Consider the following 18,429-nt stretch of genomic DNA (forward strand, 5'->3'; position numbering starts at 1 on the left):
CCACCTGCGCTGGTCACGATGGCGACGCCACCACCAGGCACGAGCCAGACGAGCCCACTACGCCCGGCGACTCACCCTCGAACTCCAGCCATGATCACGAATGGCGGCTGCCGTACTAGCCAGTGGTACCACTAACATGACCGACCTGCTCGACCGGGTGCAGCAGACCGGGGACGAGCGCGTCCACGGCGCGCCCCAGCAGACGCCGGCTGTCCGGAGCCGTCTCCAGGCCGGAGACCAGGGCGACACAGATCTCGGCCGCCGCGTCCGCGTCCGCCGCACCCGCCTCGGCGAAGAGATCCGCCAGCAGCTTCCGTAGCTCCATGGTGAACTCGGTGCAGATCTCCCCGAACAGCCGGGCCTTGCTGTCCATGAGCTCGGCGGTGTGCGGCGAGTCCCCGATCAGGTGCAGGGACAGGTCGAGCTTGGCGGCCAGGACGCCCCGGATGCGCTGGGCGTAGGGGGCGTCCTGGCCGGCGGCCTGCCGGGCACGTGCCAGCGCCTGGGTGTGCAGGCGTCCGGCGAGTTGCCGGAACGCGTCGTCCTTGCCCCGAACGTACTGGTAGACGGCGGACCGAGAGACCCCCATCGCGGCGGCGATGTCATCCATCGTCGTCCGCCGTACGCCGTACCTGGTCAAGCAGGTGTAGGTGGCGTCGAGGACGTCGGAAAGCCGACTATTGTCCATATCAGCTCAGTTTACCCAGCAGCTCCGTGGCGACCTGCGCGGAGGACGCCGGGTTCTGCCCGGTGACCAGGTTGCCGTCGACGACCACGTTCGGCGCCCACGGCTCACCTTCCTGGACCTGCACGCCGATGTCGACCAGGCGGTCCTGAAGCAGCCACTTGGCCTTGTCGGCCAAGCCGGCCTGGGCCTCCTCCGCGTTGGTGAAGGCAGCCACCCGGCGTCCGGTGAAGGGGTTGCTGCCGTCGGCGTTCACCGCGGCGAGCATCGCGGCTGGCCCGTGGCAGACGATGCCGACCGGCTTCTTCGCCCGCATGGCGGCCACCAGCAACTGGCCGGAGTCCTGGTCGACCGCCAGGTCCTCCATCGGCCCGTGACCACCCGGGTAGAAGACAGCCTGATAGTCGTCGAGGTTGACCTCCGCCAGGGTCAGCGGCTTGCGCAGACCTTCGATGCTCTCCACGGCCTTGGTCATCTGGGCGGCCCCCTCGGGACCGCCGGTGGCCTCCGGCTGCAGGCTGCTCTGGTCCACCCGCGGCACCACTCCCCCCGGGGTGGCGATGCTGACCTCGTGGCCGGCGCTGGTCAACATCTCGTGGGGAACCACGAGCTCCTCGGCCCAGAGACCGGTGGGGTGCATGGTGCCGTCGGCGAGCTCCCAGTGGTGAGCGCCGGTAACCACGAACAGGATCTTTGACATTGATCAAACCCTCCGTAGCTGGGCGGGCCAGAGCAGTCCGCCTCGGGACCCACCCTACATACTGACGTTCTGAATACAAAATGACAGTTCGATTCTTGTCGTGCCGGCTCCGGCCGATACCGGAGCCTCAGCGGCGCCGATACCGGGGCCTCAACAGCCCGGCGGAGGTAACTCCGGGCGGACAACCACCCGGCTGCCTATCCTTGGCGACGACATGCCGAACGAAGTCGCCTCCACCCCGCCCGATGTCACCCGCGAGCTGCACCGCCGGCTACGCCCGCTGATGCTCCGTGACCAGCACCGTCTCCGACGGCGGCTGGACGGCGCCCAACGGATACCCGACCCCCAACGTCGGGAAACAGCCCTGGCCGAAATCACGACGGATCTGGTCCGCGCCGAAACCCGGCTGGCGGGCCGGCAAGCCGCCGTACCCACAATCACCTATCCGGCGATGCTGCCGGTCAGCGAGCGCCGGGACGAGATCGCCGCGGCGATCCGCGACCACCAGGTCGTGATCGTCGCCGGCGAGACCGGCTCCGGCAAGACCACCCAGCTACCCAAGATCTGCCTGGAGCTGGGCCGTGGCGTCCACGGGCTGATCGGGCACACCCAGCCCCGCCGGCTCGCCGCCCGGACGGTCGCCGACCGCATCGCCGAAGAGCTCGGCACCGAACTGGGCGAGGTGGTCGGCTACCAGGTGCGCTTCGCCGACCAGGTCAGCGACCGAAGCCTGGTCAAGTTGATGACCGACGGCATCCTGCTCGCCGAGCTACAGCACGACCGGATGCTTCGCCAGTACGACACGATCATCGTTGACGAGGCGCACGAGCGCAGCCTCAACATCGACTTCATCCTCGGTTACCTACGGCAGCTCCTCCCCCGCCGCCGGGACCTCAAGGTGATCATCACCTCGGCCACCATCGAGACCGACCGGTTCGCACGGCACTTCGCCGACGCCGACGGCAACCCGGCACCGGTCGTCGAGGTGTCGGGGCGGACCTACCCGGTCGAGGTGCGATACCGACCGCTGGTCGAGGTGGGCGAGGACGAGGACGACACCGACGAGGAGCAGGTTCGCGACCAGGTCCAGGCGATCGGGGACGCGGTGCAGGAACTCGCCGCCGAAGGCCCCGGCGACATCCTGGTCTTCCTCTCCGGCGAGCGGGAGATCCGGGACACCGCCGACGCGCTCGGCAAGCTCGTCACGCACCGACCAGCGTTACGCCACACCGAGATCCTGCCGCTGTACGCCCGGCTGAGCACCGCCGAGCAGCACCGCGTCTTCGCCCCGCACACCGGCCGGCGGGTGGTGCTGGCCACCAACGTCGCGGAGACGTCGCTCACCGTGCCCGGCATCCGGTACGTGGTGGACCCCGGCACCGCGCGTATCTCCCGCTACTCGAACCGGCTCAAGGTGCAGCGGCTGCCGATCGAGCCGGTCTCGCAGGCCTCGGCCAACCAGCGCAAGGGCCGGTGCGGGCGCACCTCGGACGGCATCTGCATCCGCCTCTACGACGAGCCGGACTTCCAGTCCCGACCCGAGTTCACCGACCCGGAGATCCTGCGGACCAACCTCGCCTCGGTCATCCTCCAGATGACCGCGATCGGGCTCGGCGACATCGCCGCGTTCCCCTTCATCGACCCACCGGACCGGCGCACCATCACCGACGGCGCCAACCTGCTGCACGAGTTGGGCGCGTTGGACCCGGCCGAGACCAACCCGGCGAAACGGCTCACCCCGCTCGGCCGGCGGCTCGCCCAGCTGCCGGTCGACCCCCGGCTGGCCCGGATGGTGCTCGAGGGGGAGCGCAACGGCACCGCCACCGAGGTGGTCGTGATCGCGGCGGCGTTGTCGATCCAGGACCCCCGCGAACGGCCGGTCGACAAGCAGGCCCAGGCCGACCAGGCGCACGCCCGCTTCGCCGACCAGGAGTCGGACTTCGTGGCGTACCTCAACCTGTGGCGCTACCTGCGCGAGCAGCAGCGGGCCCGGTCGTCCAGTGGATTCCGACGGATGTGCCGGTCGGAGTACCTGAACTACCTGCGGGTGCGGGAGTGGCAGGACATCGTCAGCCAGCTCCGACAGGCACTGCGGACTCCGGAGCAAAGCCGGCGACGGGGCGGGCCGGACGGCGGCGGGCCGGCCGCTGACGGCGGCGGCGGGCGACGCGGCGGCGGGGCGGACCTGCCGGAGGAGATCGACACTCCGAAGGTGCACCAGTCGCTGCTCGCCGGCCTCCTCTCCCACGTCGGCCTGAAGGACACCCAGCGGTACGAGTACCTGGGTGCGCGGGGGGCGAAGTTCGCCCTCTTCCCCGGCTCCGCCCTGGCGAAGAAGCCGCCGCGCTGGGTGATGGTCGCCGAGCTGGTGGAGACCAGCCGGCTCTGGGGCCGGGTGAACGGTCGGATCGAACCGGAGTGGGTCGAGCCGCTCGCCCAGCACCTGGTGAAACGCAGCTACAGCGAACCGCACTGGGAGAAGCGGCAGGCGGCGGTCATGGCCGTCGAGAAGGTGACGCTGTACGGCGTTCCGATCGTCACCTCCCGCAAGGTCAATTTCGGCCGGATCGACCCGGTGACCAGCCGCGAACTGTTCATCCGACATGCGCTGGTCGAGGGGGACTGGCAGACCCACCACCAGTTCTGGCGGGACAACCAGTGCCTGCTCGACAAGGTGACCGAGCTGGAGAACCGGGTTCGACGGCGGGACATCCTGGTCGACGACGAGACGATCTTCCAGTTCTACGACGAGCGGATCCCGGCCGAGGTGGTCTCCGGTCGGCACTTCGACTCCTGGTGGAAGCGGGAGCGCCGGCAACGACCGGAGCTGCTGACCTTCACCCGGGAGCTGCTGGTCAACGCCGGCCGCGGTGGCGTGGACGGGGTCGGTTTCCCCGACGAGTGGCGAGCCGACGGGGTGCTCCTGCCCCTGACGTACCGCTTCGACCCGGGCACCTCCGCCGACGGGGTCACGGTGGACATCCCGCTGCCGCTGCTCAACCAGGTGCCGGCGGAGAGCTTCCAGTGGCAGGTGCCGGGGCTCCGCGAGGAGTTGGTCATCGCGCTGATCCGCTCGCTGCCCAAGGCGGTCCGGCGCAACTTCGTCCCGGTGCCCGACTACGCCCGGGCCGTGCTCGCCGAGCTTCCGACCGGCGAGGACGACCTGCTGGACGCCCTCACCCGACAGCTGCGCCGGATGACCGGGGTCACCGTCCCCCGGGACGCCTGGGAGCCTGCGAAGCTACCGCCGCACCTGCGGGTCACCTTCCGGGTACTCGGCGAGGACGACCGCCCGGTCGCCGAGAGCAAGGACCTGCCGGCGCTGCAACGCCAGCTCACCGCGGAGGTACGTCAGGTGGTGGCCGCCGCCGCGCCGGACGTGGCCCGCACCGGGCTGACCGACTGGGAGATCGGCGCCCTGCCGCGCACCGTCGAGCAGGTCCGGGCCGGGTACGCGGTCACCGCGTACCCGGCGCTGGTGGACGAGGGCGCCACGGTCGGGGTACGGGTCTTCGACTCCCCCGCCGAGCAGGAGGCCGCGCACTGGGCGGGAACCCGACGCCTGCTCCGGCTGGCCGCGCCATCCCCGGCGAAGTTTCTCCAGGGGCGGCTCTCCAACGAGGCGAAGCTGGCGCTCAGCCGCAATCCGCACGGGGGCGTACCGGCGCTGATCGAGGACGCGGCCGGCGCGGCGCTCGACAAACTGATCGCCGACGCGGGCGGCCCAGCCTGGGACGCCGACGGTTTCGCCGCGCTGCGCGGTGCGGTCCGCGCCGGTCTGGTGGAGACCGTCGTCGAGGTGATGGAGCGGGTCCGCGGGGTACTCGCCGCCGGGTACGCGATCGAGCAACGTCTCGGCGCGACCCGAAATCTGGCGGTGGTGGCCGCGCTCGCCGATGTCCGCAGCCAGCTCACCGGCCTGATCCACCCGGGCTTCATCACCGAGGCCGGCTACGCACGGCTACCGGATCTGCGGCGCTACCTGACCGCGATCGAACGCCGGTTGGACCGGCTCCCCGGCAACCCGGCCCGGGACAAGCAGCAGCAGGACCGGATCGCCGTCGTGCAGCGGGAGTACGCGGACCTGCTCGCCGCGCTGCCGCCCGCGAAGCAGCGGACGGCGGCCGTCCGACAGATCCGGTGGATGATCGAGGAGCTGCGGGTGAACGTCTTCGCCCAGGCGCTGGGGACCCCGTACCCGGTCAGCGAGCAGCGCATCTACAAGGCCATGGACGCCGCGGAGGTGGCCTAGCGGGGCTCGAGGCCGGATGGCAGGGCGTCGGCGGCGATCGCGTCGTCCACGTACTCGAGCAGGATGCGACGCAGCTCCCGGCCGGCGTGGGTGGGGACGACATCCCGGCGGCGGGCGACCGCGATGGTCCGGCGAACGCCGGGCGCGGCGAGTCGGGTGACGTGGATTCCGGGCCGGCTGGCGACGACGCTGCCGGGCACCAGGGCGACCCCCAGCCCGGCGGCGACGAAGCTGAGCACGGAGTCCATCTCCCCGCCGTCCACCGCGATCCACGGCTCGAAGCCGGACTCCCGGCACGCCTGCAGGGTGGCGTCCCGCAGGTCGTACCCCTCCCGGAACATCACCAGCGGCTGGCCGCGCAGGTCGGCGACGCGGATCGGGTGTGCCGGCAGGGAGTCCGGCAGGGGCCCGACGCTGGCGACCACCAGGCTCTCGGTGAGGATCGCGTCGGTGCGCAGCCCCGGGTCGGTGCCCTGGGCCGGTGCGATGATCAACGCCAGGTCCAGGTCACCGCGGAGCAGGTGCCGGACCAGATCCTGGGAGCCGCCCTCCTCGACCCACAGGTCAACGGTCGGGTGCGCGTCGCGGAAGCGGCGCAGCACGGGTGGGGCCAGTGCGGTGGCCAGGCTGGGGGTTGCACCGAGGCGTACCCGGCCCCGCCGCAGACCGACCAGCTCCTGTACCTCGCGCGTGGCGATCTCCACATCGGTGAGGATCCGTTTGGCGAACGGCAGCAGCACCTCACCCGCGGCGGTGAGCGCGATCTTTCCCCTTACCCGCTCGAAGAGCGGGGTGCCGAGTTCCGTCTCCAGAGCGTGAATTTGCTTACTCAACGAGGGCTGCGTTATGCCGACATGATCGGCAGCTTGGGTGAAATGTCGTACTTCTGCGACCGCTGCGAAGTACCGAAGCTGATGGAGTTGCATCTTCATAGCCTATGGCTATGAAGACTGCGGAGTCGATGCATTGGACGACTGATCCGACTGCTCTTAGCGTCAGCCGTGTGGTAGTCATGTCACGAACTCGGTCGCCCATCCGCTCCACTGTCGGCCTCAAAGCCGTCATGGCGGTGACGGGCCTTGTCTTGGTGCTGTTCCTCGTCGCACACATGCTCGGCAACCTGAAGATCTTCACCGGTGCTGAGGATTTCGACCACTACGCCCACTGGCTGCGTGATCTCGGCACGCCGCTGCTCCCGTACGGCTGGTACCTGTGGTTGCAGCGGTGCGCACTCCTGGTCGCGCTGGCCGGCCACATCTGGGCCGCGACCATGCTGGCGCTGCGCGCCCGCTCCGCCCGCCCGGTCCGCTACGCCCACCGCAAGAAGGTCCAGGGCAGCTACGCCGCCCGCACCATGCGCTGGGGTGGCGTGATCATCGCCCTCTTCGTGATCTACCACATCCTGGACCTCACCACCGGGCACCTGAACCCGGTCGGCGACCCGACCCGGCCACAGGCCAACGTGGTCGCCGACTTCGCCCCGGAACGCTGGTACGTGACGCTGTTCTACACGCTCGCGGTCGTCGCTCTCGGCTTCCACCTACGGCACGGCGTCTACAGCGCGCTCCGCAGCCTCGGCCAGCAGACGCCGCAGGGCGAACGACGCGCCCGGGGCCTCGCACTGGTCTTCGCCGTCGCGCTCAGCGTCGGCTACCTGGTGGTCCCGTTCGCCGTACTCCTCGGATTGGTGCGTTGATCATGGATCTCTACACCGAAGGTAACCCGGTCGCCGACACCCGGGCCCCGGACGGGCCGATCGAAGGCCGCTGGGACAGTCGCCGGTTCAACGCCAAGCTGGTCAACCCGGCCAACCGCCGCAAGCTGACGGTGATCGTCGTCGGCACCGGCCTGGCCGGAGGTTCGGCCGCCGCCACCCTCGCCGAGCAGGGCTACCGGGTCCGGTCCTACTGCTACCAGGACAGCCCACGCCGGGCCCACTCGATCGCCGCGCAGGGCGGCATCAACGCGGCGAAGAACTACCGCAACGACGGCGACTCGGTGCACCGCCTCTTCTACGACACCGTCAAGGGCGGTGACTTCCGCTCCCGCGAGTCGAACGTGCACCGACTGGCCGAGGTCTCGGTCAACATCATTGACCAGTGCGTCGCCCAGGGCGTCCCGTTCGCCCGCGAGTACGGCGGCCTGCTCGACACCCGCTCCTTTGGCGGCGCGCAGGTACAGCGCACCTTCTACGCCCGGGGCCAGACGGGTCAGCAGCTGCTGCTCGGGGCGTACCAGGCGCTGGAACGTCAGGTCGGCCTCGGCAACGTGGAGATGAACACCCGGCACGAGATGCTGGAGCTGATCGTCGTTGACGGGCGGGCCCGGGGGATCGTCGTCCGGGACCTGGTCACCGGCGAGATCACCACCGAGTTCGCCGACGCGGTCGTGCTCGCCTCCGGCGGCTACGGCAACGTCTTCTACCTCTCCACCAACGCCAAGGGCTGCAACGTCACCGCCACCTGGCGGGCGCACCGCCAGGGGGCGTACTTCGCCAACCCCTGCTACACGCAGATCCACCCGACCTGCATTCCGGTCTCCGGCGACCACCAGTCGAAGCTGACGCTGATGAGCGAGTCGCTGCGCAACGACGGCCGGGTCTGGGTGCCCAAGGCCGAGGGCGACGACCGCGATCCCCGCGAGATCCCCGAGGACGAGCGGGACTACTACCTGGAGCGGATCTACCCCTCGTTCGGCAACCTGGTGCCCCGGGACATCGCCTCCCGCGCCGCGAAGAACGTCTGCGACGAGGGGCGCGGCGTCGGCCCGACCCGGCTCGGCGTCTACCTGGACTTCGCCGACGCGATCCAGCGGCTGGGCCGCAAGTCCATCGAGGCCAAGTACGGCAACCTCTTCGAGATGTACGAGCGGATCACCGGCGAGGACCCGTACGAGGTTCCGATGCGGATCTACCCGGCCGTGCACTACACGATGGGTGGGCTCTGGGTCGACTACGACCTCCAGGCGACCATCCCCGGCCTCTTCGTGATCGGCGAGGCGAACTTCTCCGACCACGGCGCGAACCGACTGGGCGCCTCCGCGCTCATGCAGGGGCTCGCCGACGGCTACTTCGTGCTGCCGAACACCATCGCCAACTACCTCGCGGCCGGCCCGTTCGAGAAGCTCGAACCGAGCCATCCGGCGGCAGTCGAGGCCCGGCGTACCGTCGAGGATCGGATCCACCGGCTCCTCGCCGTGGACGGCGACCGGACCGTGGACTCGTTCCACCGGGAGCTGGGCCAGGTCATGTGGGAACACTGCGGCATGGAGCGTTCCGCCGCCGGTCTGCGCAAGGCGGTCGACGAGATCCGCGCGCTGCGGGAGGAGTTCTGGCAGCGGGTCCGGATCGTCGGCGACGCCGACGGACTCAACCAGTCCCTGGAAAAGGCCGGCCGGGTGGCCGACTTCTTCGAGCTGGCCGAGCTGATGTGCATCGACGCCCTGCACCGTGAGGAGTCCTGCGGCGGCCACTTCCGGGCCGAGCACCAGAGCCCGGACGGCGAGGCCCAGCGCGACGACGAGCGGTTCGCGTACGTGGCGGCCTGGGAGTACGGCATCGAGCAGCCGGTGCTACACAAGGAAGACCTCAAGTTCGAGTACGTCCACCCCACGCAGCGGAGTTACAAGTGAACCTGACCCTACGCATCTGGCGCCAAACGGGCCCCGAGGACAAGGGTCGGATGGTGACCTACCCGGTCGAGGATATTTCTCCGGACATGTCGTTCCTGGAGATGCTCGACGTGCTCAACGAGCGCCTGACCCTCGCCGGTGAGGAGCCGGTGGCGTTCGACCACGACTGCCGCGAGGGCATCTGCGGCATGTGCGGCATGATGATCAACGGCAACGCGCACGGGCCGCAGCGCGGCACCACCGCCTGCCAGCTGCACATGCGGCAGTTCACCGACGGCGAGACGATCGACATCGAGCCGTGGCGGGCCCGGGCGTTCCCGGTCGTCAAGGATCTGGTGGTCAACCGCAACGCCTTCGACCAGATCATCGCCGGGGGTGGCTTCGTCACCGCTCCGACCGGCAGCGCGCCCGAGGCACACGCGGCACCGGTGGCGAAGGCCGACGCGGACGCCGCCTTCGAGTCGGCCGCCTGCATCGGCTGCGGCGCCTGCGTGGCGGCCTGCCCGAACGGCTCTGGCATGCTCTTCACCGCCGCCAAGGTCACCCAGCTCTCGCTGCTGCCGCAGGGCCAGCCGGAGCGGTACACCCGCGTGATCGGCATGGTGGACTCGCACGACGACGCCGGCTTCGGCGGCTGCACCAACGCCGGGGAGTGCACCGTGGTCTGCCCCAAGGGCATCCCACTGCACACCATCGGTCGGCTCAACCGCGACTACCTCGCGGCCACCGCCAAGCACACCGGGCACTCCTGACCGCGACACCGTCGGTTCAACCCCTCCGTTGCGGGTAGCCCCCTTCTCGAAAGCGAGAGGGGGGCGGAGCCGACGGCGCTGATTCGATAGGGCCGACGGGTACGGCGGAATCCACTCGGAGGGACGGCGATGGGGGCACCAACAGAGCGGGGCCGTCAGCGCAGGACGGGTGGGCGGCGACTGGGCGGGGCCGTCAGCGCAGGACGGGTGGGCGGCGCGGTCGGGATGGCCGCGCTGGCCGGCCTCGCCTGGGCGGTACGGGATGTTCCGCTGGCCCTCGGCGGCCGGCTGGCCGGCGCGCGGGCCGAGCGTGCCCGGCACTCGCCGCAGTTCCGGGCCGGCGCCTTCCGGAACCCGGCGAGCAGCCGTCCCGCCGCCAGCCCCGCGACCGGCTCCACGGACCGGAACCTGCTCCGCGAGCTCCTCTTCGGCAAGCAGCAACGCCACCCGCGTTTGCCGGTGCCGTTGGTGCGCCCAGCACCAACGGCGCCGGAGTCATCCCCGCACTCGCCCGAGTTGAACGTGGTCTGGTACGGCCACGCCTCCACGCTGGTCGAGATCGAGGCCCGCCGGGTGCTGATCGATCCGGTGTGGAGTCATCGCTGTTCCCCGTCGACCCGGGTCGGGCCCAGGCGGCTCCACCCGCCACCGGTCGGCCTCGACGAGTTGCCCGCGGTCGACGCGATCCTGATCTCCCACGACCACTACGACCACCTCGACCTCGCGACCGTGCAGGGGCTGACAGCAAAACAGGACGCGCCGTTCGTGGTGCCGCTCGGGATCGGTGCCCACCTTCAGCGGTGGGGGGTTCCGGAGCACCGGATCGTGGAGCTGGACTGGTCGGAGAGTCACGACGTCACCGGGTTACGGCTCACCGCCACCCCGGCCCAGCACTTCTCCGGACGCGGCCTGCGCCGGGATGCCACCCTCTGGAGTTCCTGGGTGATCGCCGGGGCGCACCGCAGCGTCTTCTACACCGGCGATTCCGGGTACTTCGCGGGATACGCTGCCATTGGCGCCGGATATGGGCCCTTTGATGTGACGCTGATGCAGATCGGCGCCTACGACCGGGCCTGGCAGGACATTCACATGTTCCCGGAGGAGGCGGTCGCCGCCCACCTCGACCTGCGCGGCGGACTGCTGGTCCCGGTGCACTGGGCGACCTTCAACCTCGCCGTGCACGACTGGTCGGAGCCGGTGAACCGGCTCTGGGCCGAGACGAAGGCCCGGGACGTGCGGCTGGCGGTGCCCCGGCCGGGCCAGCGGGTGGTGGTTGACGACCCGCCGCCGGTGGACGGCTGGTGGCAGGCGGTTGCCTGATTCCACCACCGCGTCGGTGGCCCGGCAGAATGCATGGGAAACCACTCCCGAAGGCGGATCGAGATCGTGACCCTCTCTGTTTCTCAGCGGATCGCCGAGGAGCTCGGCGTCGCCGAGCGTCAGGTACACGCAGCCGTGGATCTACTCGACGGCGGCGCGACCGTGCCGTTCATCGCCCGGTACCGCAAGGAGGCCACCGGCCTGCTCGACGACACCCAACTGCGCACCCTCGAGGAGAGACTGCGCTACCTGCGCGAGTTGGCCCAGCGGCGGGACGCCATCCTGGAGTCGATCCGCAGCCAGGGCAAGCTCGACGAAGCCCTGACCGCACAGATCATGGCCGCCGACTCGAAGTCTCGGCTGGAGGACATCTACCTGCCGTACAAGCCCAAGCGGCGAACCCGCGCGCAGATCGCCCGCGAGGCCGGCCTGGAACCCCTCGCCGACACCCTGCTCGACGCGCCGGCCCAGGAGCCGCGGGCGACGGCCGCCGGGTTCGTCGACCCGGACCGGGGCATCGCCGACGCCGCCGCCGCGCTCGACGGCGCCCGGGCCATCCTCGTCGAACGGTTCGCCGAGGACGCCGACCTGATCGGCACGCTGCGCGAGCAGATGTGGTCGCGGGGCCGGCTGGTGTCCCGGGTCCGCGACGGCCAGGCCACGACGGGCGCCAAGTTCGCCGACTACTTCGACTTCGCCGAGCCGTACCCGAAGCTGCCCGCACACCGGGTCCTCGCCGTGCTCCGCGGCGAGAAGGAGGGCGTGCTCGACCTGACGATGGAGCCGGAGTCGGAGGAGGCCCCGGATTCGGCGGTCACCGGCCCGACCCGGTACGAGACGGCCATCGCCGCCCGGTTCGGGGTCAGCGACCAGGGACGGCCGGCCGACCGCTGGCTCTGCGACACGGTTCGCTGGGCCTGGCGTACCCGAATCCTCATCCACCTCGGCGCGGACCTGCGGCTGCGGTTGTGGCAGACCGCCGAGGCGGAGGCGGTACGGGTCTTCGCCACGAACCTGCGGGACCTGCTGCTGGCCGCCCCGGCCGGGACCCGGGCGACGATGGGGCTGGACCCCGGCCTGCGCACCGGAGTGAAGGTCGCCGTCGTTGACGCCACCGGCAAGGTGGTCGCCACCGACACCATCTACCCGCACGAACCGCGCCGCCAGTGGGACGCCTCGATCGAGACCCTCGCCCGACTGGCCGCCGCACACCAGGTGGAGTTGGTGGCGATCGGTAACGGCACCGCGAGTCGGGAGACCGACCGGCTCGCCGGAGAGCTGATCCGGCGCCACCCCCAGCTGAACCTCACCAAGCTCGTCGTCTCCGAGGCCGGAGCCTCGGTCTACTCGGCGTCCGCGTACGCGGCGCAGGAGCTGCCGGGCCTGGACGTGTCGCTGCGGGGAGCAGTCTCGATCGCCCGTCGCCTCCAGGACCCGCTCGCCGAGCTGGTCAAGATCGACCCGCGTTCGATCGGAGTCGGGCAGTACCAGCACGACCTGTCCGAGGTGGCCTTGTCCCGGTCCCTCGACGCGGTCGTCGAAGACTGCGTCAACGCGGTCGGGGTCGATGTCAACACCGCCTCCGCACCGCTGCTGACCCGAGTCTCCGGGATCGGCGCCGGGCTGGCGGAGAACATCGTGCTGCACCGGGACGCCAACGGGCCATTCCGAAGCCGACGCGACCTGCGGCAGGTCCCCCGGCTCGGCCCGAAGGCGTTCGAACAGTGCGCCGGCTTCCTGCGCATCCCCGGCGGTGCCGACCCGCTGGACTCGTCCAGCGTGCATCCGGAGGCGTACCCGGTGGTGCGGCGGATCCTCGCCGCCGTCAAGCAGGAACTACCGGCGGTGATCGGCCGGAGTGCGATCCTGCGCGGGCTGCGGGCCACCGACTTCGTCGATGACACCTTCGGGCTACCGACGGTAACCGACATCCTCGCCGAGTTGGAGAAGCCCGGCCGGGACCCGCGGCCGGAGTTCCGCACCGCCACCTTCGCCGAGGGCGTGGAGACGATCGCCGACCTGGTGCCCGGCCTGATCCTGGAGGGAGTGGTCACCAACGTGGCCGCCTTCGGCGCGTTCGTGGACATCGGCGTGCACCAGGACGGCCTGGTGCACGTCTCGGCGATGTCCCGCGCCTTCGTCCGGGACCCGCACGAGGTGGTGAAGTCCGGTGACGTGGTGAAGGTCAGGGTCCTCGACGTGGACGTACCGCGCAAGCGCATCTCGCTGACCCTGCGCCTGGACGACACCGAGGCCGCCCGTACCGACGGCCGGGGGCAGCAGGGGGGCCGCGGCGGCGACCGGGAAGCCGGCGCCCGTTCCCAGGGCCGCGGCGGGCAGGGCGGTCGCGGCGGGCAGCGCGAGCGCTCCCAAGGTCGCGGCGGGCAGGGCGATCGCGGCGGGCAGGGCGAGCGCTCCCAAGGTCGCGGCGGGCAGGGCGATCGCGGCGGGCAGCCACGATCGGGACGTGGGGGCGGGGCCCCGGCGAACGACGCGATGGCGGATGCCCTACGTCGCGCGGGTCTCGCCTGAGCGCCGGCGCTGTCCGACCCGACCCTCGGCCGGGTCGGACAGCGCCGCGCACGTCAGCGGGAGGGCGTCCTGGCGGCTGCGCGGGGCGCGCGAGGAGGACGCGCACCCGCCGGTGAGTCGGCGGCGCTGGACTCCTTGATTCAGTGCGTCCGGCGGTAGTGCATGGCCACCACGCCGCTGCGGAGCGGCTCCGCCGAGAGCAGCTCGAGCTGACGCGTGCCGGGCAGCCCGCCCTGGTACAGCGTCGGGCCGTGGCCGGCGATCCGGGGATGGACGAGCAGCTTGTACTCGTCGATCAGGTCCAGCCGGTCGAGCGCGGTCGCGAGCCTGCCGCTGCCGAGGAGAACCCCGGCGGCGGTCGCGTCCTTGAGCTTCTGCACGCCCTCGCGCAGATCGCCGCCGATGTGGTGACTGTTGGTCCACGGAAAGTCCGTACGCGTCGACGACACCACGTACTTGGGTTTGGCCTCCAGCTTGACCGCCCACTCGCGCATGGCCGACGGCGCCTCCTGCTCGCCGCGGGCAACGGCCGGCCAGTAGCTCTCCAACATCTCGTAGGTGACGCGACCCCACAGCATCGCCCCGGCTGCGTCCATGAGACGGGTGAAGAAGGCGTGCGTCTCGTCGTCAGCGATCCCCTCCCGGTGGTCAACGCAACCGTCCAGGGTGAGGTTGAGGGTGAAGGTGAGCGCTCCCATAGCCAGCCAGCCTAACCGCCACTGCCGCAGCGGCGCCCCAGGCGAGCGTCACGGGTGGGGGGCGTAGCGTCACAGACGTGGGCGTGGAGGAGAGCCGGGACTGGCGGGAGCAGCGACGACGCGCGGTAGCGGCGCACGCCGCGGCCGAGGAGCACCGGCGACTCGCCGAGCAGGCGGAGGCCGCCGAGTTGGTCGCGGAGTTCGTGGCCGAGGCCCGCCGTCGCGGCCTGCCACCCGAGCAGCTCACGGCGACCGGGCACGGGGGCCGGGGGCGTTACCGGACCCGGCTGCGGGGCTGGTACGTGGACCGGGCCCGCAGCCGCGCGGTGGACGTGGACGGCCGGTTCCACCTCCTGGTCGTACCCGGCGGCCTGCGCGCCCGGCTCTTCGGCGCGAACCCGCAGCCCAGCCCCGCGCCGCTGGTCGTCGGCGCGGGTGGGCGCGACGGCGAGTCGGTGCCACTGCGGTTGCTGCTGCGTCGGCGGTTGGACGACGCCGGCTGACCCTGGGTGGGCTGAGCAGCAGGGCGCCACAACGGCCGCGCCGCACGTCAGTATTCCTTCACCCTCCATCGTGAAGAGCCACCCAGACGTTTGATTGACAGCCGTTGACGGATGGCGAAAGCTCGCGGCACAGGCCCTTCCATCCCAGGAGGCGCGATGAGGCGCACACGGCTGGCGATTGCCGGCGTGTTTACCCTGGTCGGCGCGTTGGCGCTGACCACACCGGCAACCGCACAACCGGGGTCCGACCCGGGCAGCCGAGACAGTCTGGAGGTGTATGTCGGCACGGTCGGCCCGGAGCAGTTGGAGAAGCTGCGGCAGGCCGGGGCGGACCTCGGCCACGAGCACACCGAGACGGACCGGTCCGGCGACGTCCAGGTCGAGACGGTGCTGAGCAAACGGCAGGCGGCCCGGTTGGCCAGCCAGGGCGTGCAGCTGGAGGTCAAGAAGGTACGGGGCAAGCCGGCCAGCGAGGCGCTGCGGGAGCAGGCCGCCACCGGATGGTCCGCCTTCCGGTCCTACAGCGAGCCGGGCGGCATCCGCGACGAGATCACCGCCACCGCCGCCCGCTACCCGGAGCTGACAAAGGTGACGACGATCGGCCGCAGCCACCAGGGCCAGCCGATCCTCGCCGTCAAGGTCACCAAGAACGCGGACCGGACCCGCGACGGCAAGCGGCCGGCGGTGCTGTACGCCAGCGCGCAGCACGCCCGAGAGTGGATCACGCCGGAGATGACCCGGCGACTGATGCACCACGTCCTGGACAACTACGGCACGGACCAGGAGATCACCCGGCTGGTGGACACCACCGAGCTGTGGTTCCTGCCCGTCGCCAACCCGGACGGCTACGACCACACCTTCACGCCCGGCAACCGGCTCTGGCGCAAGAACCTACGGGACAACGACGGCGACGGGCAGGTCACCACCGCCGACGGCGTCGACCTGAACCGCAACTGGGGCTACAAGTGGGGCTACGACAACGAAGGCTCCTCCCCCGACCCGAACAGCAACACCTACCGGGGCCCCGGCCCGCACTCGGAGCCCGAGACCCGGGCGCTGGACCAGCTGTTCCGACGGGTCGGCTTCGAGTTCTTCGTGAACTACCACTCCGCCGCCCAACTGCTGCTCTACGGCGTGGGCTGGCAGGTCGCCACCCCCACCCCGGACGACATCATCTACGAGGCGATGGTCGGTGACGACGAGAACCCGGCCGTGCCCGGCTACGACCCGGACATCTCGGCCGAGCTGTACACCACCAACGGCGACACCGACACCCACGCCACGGTCCGCTACGGCACCCTCGGCTTCACCCCGGAGATGTCGACCTGTCAGGCCGCAGCGGCGTCCGACCCGGACGACGAGTGGCTACCGGAGGACTGCGTCAGCGGCTTCATCTTCCCCGACGACGAGAAACTGATCTCCGCGGAGGTGGCGAAGAACCTGCCATTCGCCCTGGCCGTGGCGCAGTCGGCACACGACCCGGACGAGCCGGTGTCGGTCGTCGGCCGCAGCACCCCGGACTTCGTGGTGGACACCTTCGACACGTCGTACGGCCGCAAGCAACAGGTCGCCTCGATCACCCGACGGGCGCTCCGCAACGTCCGGATGCACTACACGATCAACGACGGCCGGACCAAGACGGTCAGCGTCCGGGAGTGGCGGGGCGGTGAGCGCTACGGCGACACCCACGACGACTACTACGCCGAGTTGCGGGGCACGGTGCAGGGGGCCAGACCCGGCGACCAGGTCGAGGTCTGGTTCAGCGGCAAGAAGCCCAAAGCGGGGAAGGTGACCAGCGAGCGCTTCACCTACCAGGTGCACGACGACGTCGGCGGCGATGTCCTGGTGCTGGCGATGGAGGATGTCAACGGGCCGGTCCCGGACCAGGACGCCACCAGCGCGAAGTACGCCGACGAGATGGCCGACGCGCTGACCGCGGCCGGGCGCACCAGCGACGTGTACGACTTTGACACGATGGGCCGGCAGGCTCCGCACCACCTGGGTGTGCTGTCGCACTACCAGATGGTGCTCTGGGAGACCGGTGACGACATCATCCCGCGTGCTCCGGGACAGGTACCGGGCACCATCGCCCGGGCGGGGGTGGAGACCGAGCTGGCCGTCCGGGACTACCTGAACGAGGGGGGCAAGCTCCTCCTCAGCGGTGAGTACGCGCTCTACGCCCAAGCCGCCAACGGCGGTTACCGCTACCAGCCGAACGGGCCGGCGGAGTGCACCGACTCGAACGACGAGACGTGTCTGCCGGTGCTCAACGACTTCCAGCAGTACTGGCTGGGTGCCTTCACCTACGTCAGTGACGGTGGCACCGGCGAGACCGGGCCGTACCCGGTGACCGGCACCGACGACCGGTTCACCGGCTTCGCCGGCGCGCTCAACGCACCGGGTTCGGCCGCTAACCAGGAGCACACGGCGTCGTTCCTGACCACGTCGGGCTTCCTGCCACCGGAGCAGTTCCCGCAGTTCGACAGCGCGGCGCCGCTCGGCTGGGAGCGGCCGGGGGGTGCGCCGTTCGACCCGCGTACCGGTGACTGGTATCTGTGGAGCGGCCAGACCAACGATTCGTACAAGCGGCTCACCCAGACCGTTGACCTCACCGGTGCCAACGACGCCGAACTGCGCCTCTTCACCTCGTACGACATCGAGACGAACTGGGACTACCTGATCGTCGAGGCGCACGAGGTGGGCAGCGACAGCTGGACGACCCTGCCGGACGCCAACGGCCGGACCACCACCGACACCGGGGACAGCTGCGAGTCGGGCTGGGTCGAGGCGCTACACCCGTGGCTCGCCCGATACCAGGGCGAGGACTGCTCGCCGACGGGCACCACCGGCAGTTGGAACGCCATCACCGGCGCCTCCAACGGCTGGCAGGAGCTCGTGGTCGACCTCTCCGGGTACGCCGGTACGGAGGTCGAGCTGTCGATCTCCTACATCTCGGACTGGGGCACCCAGGGTCTGGGGGTCTTCCTGGACGACGCCCGGGTGATCGTGGACGGCGCCACGGTCAGCGACACCTCGTTCGAGACGGATCTGGGTGACTGGGCTCCGGCTGGCCCGCCGCCCGGCTCGGCCGAGACCACGGAGAACTGGGGGCGCAGCCAGCAGGCCTTCGCGGAGGGGTCGGCGGTGGTCACCGCGGACACCGTCTACCTCGGCTTCGGCCTGGAAGGGTTGGCTCCGGAGGCCCGGGCTGACCTGGTCCAGCGGACGATAGACCATCTGTTCGCGGCGGATCGTCGCTAACCGGCTCGTGGCGCCGGCGGCCTGCGGAGGCCGCCGGCGCCCGCGCAGCTACGGGCGGGGCGTCCGGGCCAACCGCACCGTCGGCGGCCGACGAAG

The 18,429-nt window shown here is 70.6% G+C and carries 12 protein-coding genes; 8 read left to right on the top strand and 4 right to left on the bottom strand.

Translation table 11 applies throughout. The features are described from left to right. Nucleotides 1-115: 115 nt before the first annotated feature. Together H0524_RS17130 and H0524_RS17135 are read right to left on the bottom strand one after the other, a co-directional pair. A complete protein-coding gene (locus H0524_RS17130; RefSeq protein ID WP_180199549.1) occupies nucleotides 116-688 on the bottom strand; it encodes a TetR/AcrR family transcriptional regulator in 573 nt (190 codons plus the stop codon). A gap of 1 nt (nucleotide 689) precedes the next feature. Then, nucleotides 690-1,385 carry a type 1 glutamine amidotransferase domain-containing protein gene (locus H0524_RS17135; protein ID WP_180199550.1) on the bottom strand — a complete coding sequence of 232 codons (696 nt, stop codon included), beginning with the start codon at nucleotides 1,383-1,385 and terminating at the stop codon, nucleotides 690-692. A 214-nt stretch (nucleotides 1,386-1,599) separates the two neighbouring features. Here H0524_RS17135 and hrpA point away from each other — a divergent pair, with 214 nt between their 5' ends. Then, nucleotides 1,600-5,637, top strand: coding sequence for an ATP-dependent RNA helicase HrpA (gene hrpA / locus H0524_RS17140; protein WP_180199551.1), 4,038 nt, complete (start codon nucleotides 1,600-1,602; stop codon nucleotides 5,635-5,637). Here hrpA and H0524_RS17145 read toward each other — a convergent pair. After that, a complete protein-coding gene (locus H0524_RS17145; RefSeq protein ID WP_180199552.1) occupies nucleotides 5,634-6,569 on the bottom strand; it encodes a LysR family transcriptional regulator in 936 nt (311 codons plus the stop codon). The two genes, hrpA and H0524_RS17145, sit on opposite strands and share 4 nt — an antisense overlap. A gap of 80 nt (nucleotides 6,570-6,649) precedes the next feature. Here H0524_RS17145 and H0524_RS17150 point away from each other — a divergent pair, with 80 nt between their 5' ends. The 5 genes from H0524_RS17150 (at nucleotide 6,650) to H0524_RS17170 (ending at nucleotide 13,871) form a co-directional block, all read left to right on the top strand. Beyond that, complete coding sequence (locus H0524_RS17150) at nucleotides 6,650-7,333, top strand: succinate dehydrogenase cytochrome b subunit (RefSeq protein ID WP_180199553.1); 684 nt, start codon at nucleotides 6,650-6,652, stop codon at nucleotides 7,331-7,333. Between the two features lie 2 nt (nucleotides 7,334-7,335). Further along, nucleotides 7,336-9,267: a fumarate reductase/succinate dehydrogenase flavoprotein subunit gene (locus H0524_RS17155; RefSeq protein ID WP_180199554.1), complete on the top strand. Its 1,932-nt coding sequence runs from the start codon at nucleotides 7,336-7,338 to the stop codon at nucleotides 9,265-9,267. Then, the gene (locus H0524_RS17160) at nucleotides 9,264-10,019 is read left to right on the top strand and encodes a succinate dehydrogenase/fumarate reductase iron-sulfur subunit (protein WP_180199555.1); all 756 of its coding nucleotides are present in this window, start codon (nucleotides 9,264-9,266) and stop codon (nucleotides 10,017-10,019) included. The genes H0524_RS17155 and H0524_RS17160 overlap by 4 nt, the downstream gene beginning before the upstream one ends. Before the next feature lie 129 nt (nucleotides 10,020-10,148). Next, complete coding sequence (locus H0524_RS17165) at nucleotides 10,149-11,339, top strand: MBL fold metallo-hydrolase (RefSeq protein ID WP_180199556.1); 1,191 nt, start codon at nucleotides 10,149-10,151, stop codon at nucleotides 11,337-11,339. A 66-nt stretch (nucleotides 11,340-11,405) separates the two neighbouring features. Continuing rightward, complete coding sequence (locus H0524_RS17170) at nucleotides 11,406-13,871, top strand: Tex family protein (RefSeq protein ID WP_309225140.1); 2,466 nt, start codon at nucleotides 11,406-11,408, stop codon at nucleotides 13,869-13,871. A gap of 140 nt (nucleotides 13,872-14,011) precedes the next feature. On the opposite strand, the gene H0524_RS17175 is transcribed toward H0524_RS17170, so the two are convergent. Beyond that, complete coding sequence (locus H0524_RS17175; protein ID WP_180199557.1) at nucleotides 14,012-14,569, bottom strand: dihydrofolate reductase family protein; 558 nt, start codon at nucleotides 14,567-14,569, stop codon at nucleotides 14,012-14,014. 77 nt (nucleotides 14,570-14,646) lie between these two features. Here H0524_RS17175 and H0524_RS17180 point away from each other — a divergent pair, with 77 nt between their 5' ends. Both H0524_RS17180 and H0524_RS17185 read left to right on the top strand, forming a co-directional pair. After that, nucleotides 14,647-15,072, top strand: coding sequence for a hypothetical protein (locus H0524_RS17180; protein WP_180199558.1), 426 nt, complete (start codon nucleotides 14,647-14,649; stop codon nucleotides 15,070-15,072). Between the two features lie 156 nt (nucleotides 15,073-15,228). Beyond that, nucleotides 15,229-18,333, top strand: coding sequence for a M14 family metallopeptidase (locus H0524_RS17185; protein ID WP_180199559.1), 3,105 nt, complete (start codon nucleotides 15,229-15,231; stop codon nucleotides 18,331-18,333). The last annotated feature ends 96 nt before the right edge of the window (nucleotides 18,334-18,429 follow it).

It is taken from the genome of Salinispora sp. H7-4, from assembly GCF_013416675.1.
Lineage (GTDB): Bacteria > Actinomycetota > Actinomycetes > Mycobacteriales > Micromonosporaceae > Micromonospora > Micromonospora vitiensis.

What these genes read in the sequence shown, in the direction of transcription:
- H0524_RS17130 (WP_180199549.1), bottom strand. Translation starts at nt 688, where the DNA reads ATGGACAATAGTCGGCTTTCCGACGTCCTCGACGCCACCTACACCTGC.
- H0524_RS17135 (WP_180199550.1), bottom strand. Translation starts at nt 1,385, where the DNA reads ATGTCAAAGATCCTGTTCGTGGTTACCGGCGCTCACCACTGGGAGCTC.
- hrpA (WP_180199551.1), top strand. Translation starts at nt 1,600, where the DNA reads ATGCCGAACGAAGTCGCCTCCACCCCGCCCGATGTCACCCGCGAGCTG.
- H0524_RS17145 (WP_180199552.1), bottom strand. Translation starts at nt 6,569, where the DNA reads ATGAAGATGCAACTCCATCAGCTTCGGTACTTCGCAGCGGTCGCAGAA.
- H0524_RS17150 (WP_180199553.1), top strand. Translation starts at nt 6,650, where the DNA reads ATGTCACGAACTCGGTCGCCCATCCGCTCCACTGTCGGCCTCAAAGCC.
- H0524_RS17155 (WP_180199554.1), top strand. Translation starts at nt 7,336, where the DNA reads ATGGATCTCTACACCGAAGGTAACCCGGTCGCCGACACCCGGGCCCCG.
- H0524_RS17165 (WP_180199556.1), top strand. Translation starts at nt 10,149, where the DNA reads ATGGGGGCACCAACAGAGCGGGGCCGTCAGCGCAGGACGGGTGGGCGG.
- H0524_RS17175 (WP_180199557.1), bottom strand. Translation starts at nt 14,569, where the DNA reads ATGGGAGCGCTCACCTTCACCCTCAACCTCACCCTGGACGGTTGCGTT.
- H0524_RS17185 (WP_180199559.1), top strand. Translation starts at nt 15,229, where the DNA reads ATGAGGCGCACACGGCTGGCGATTGCCGGCGTGTTTACCCTGGTCGGC.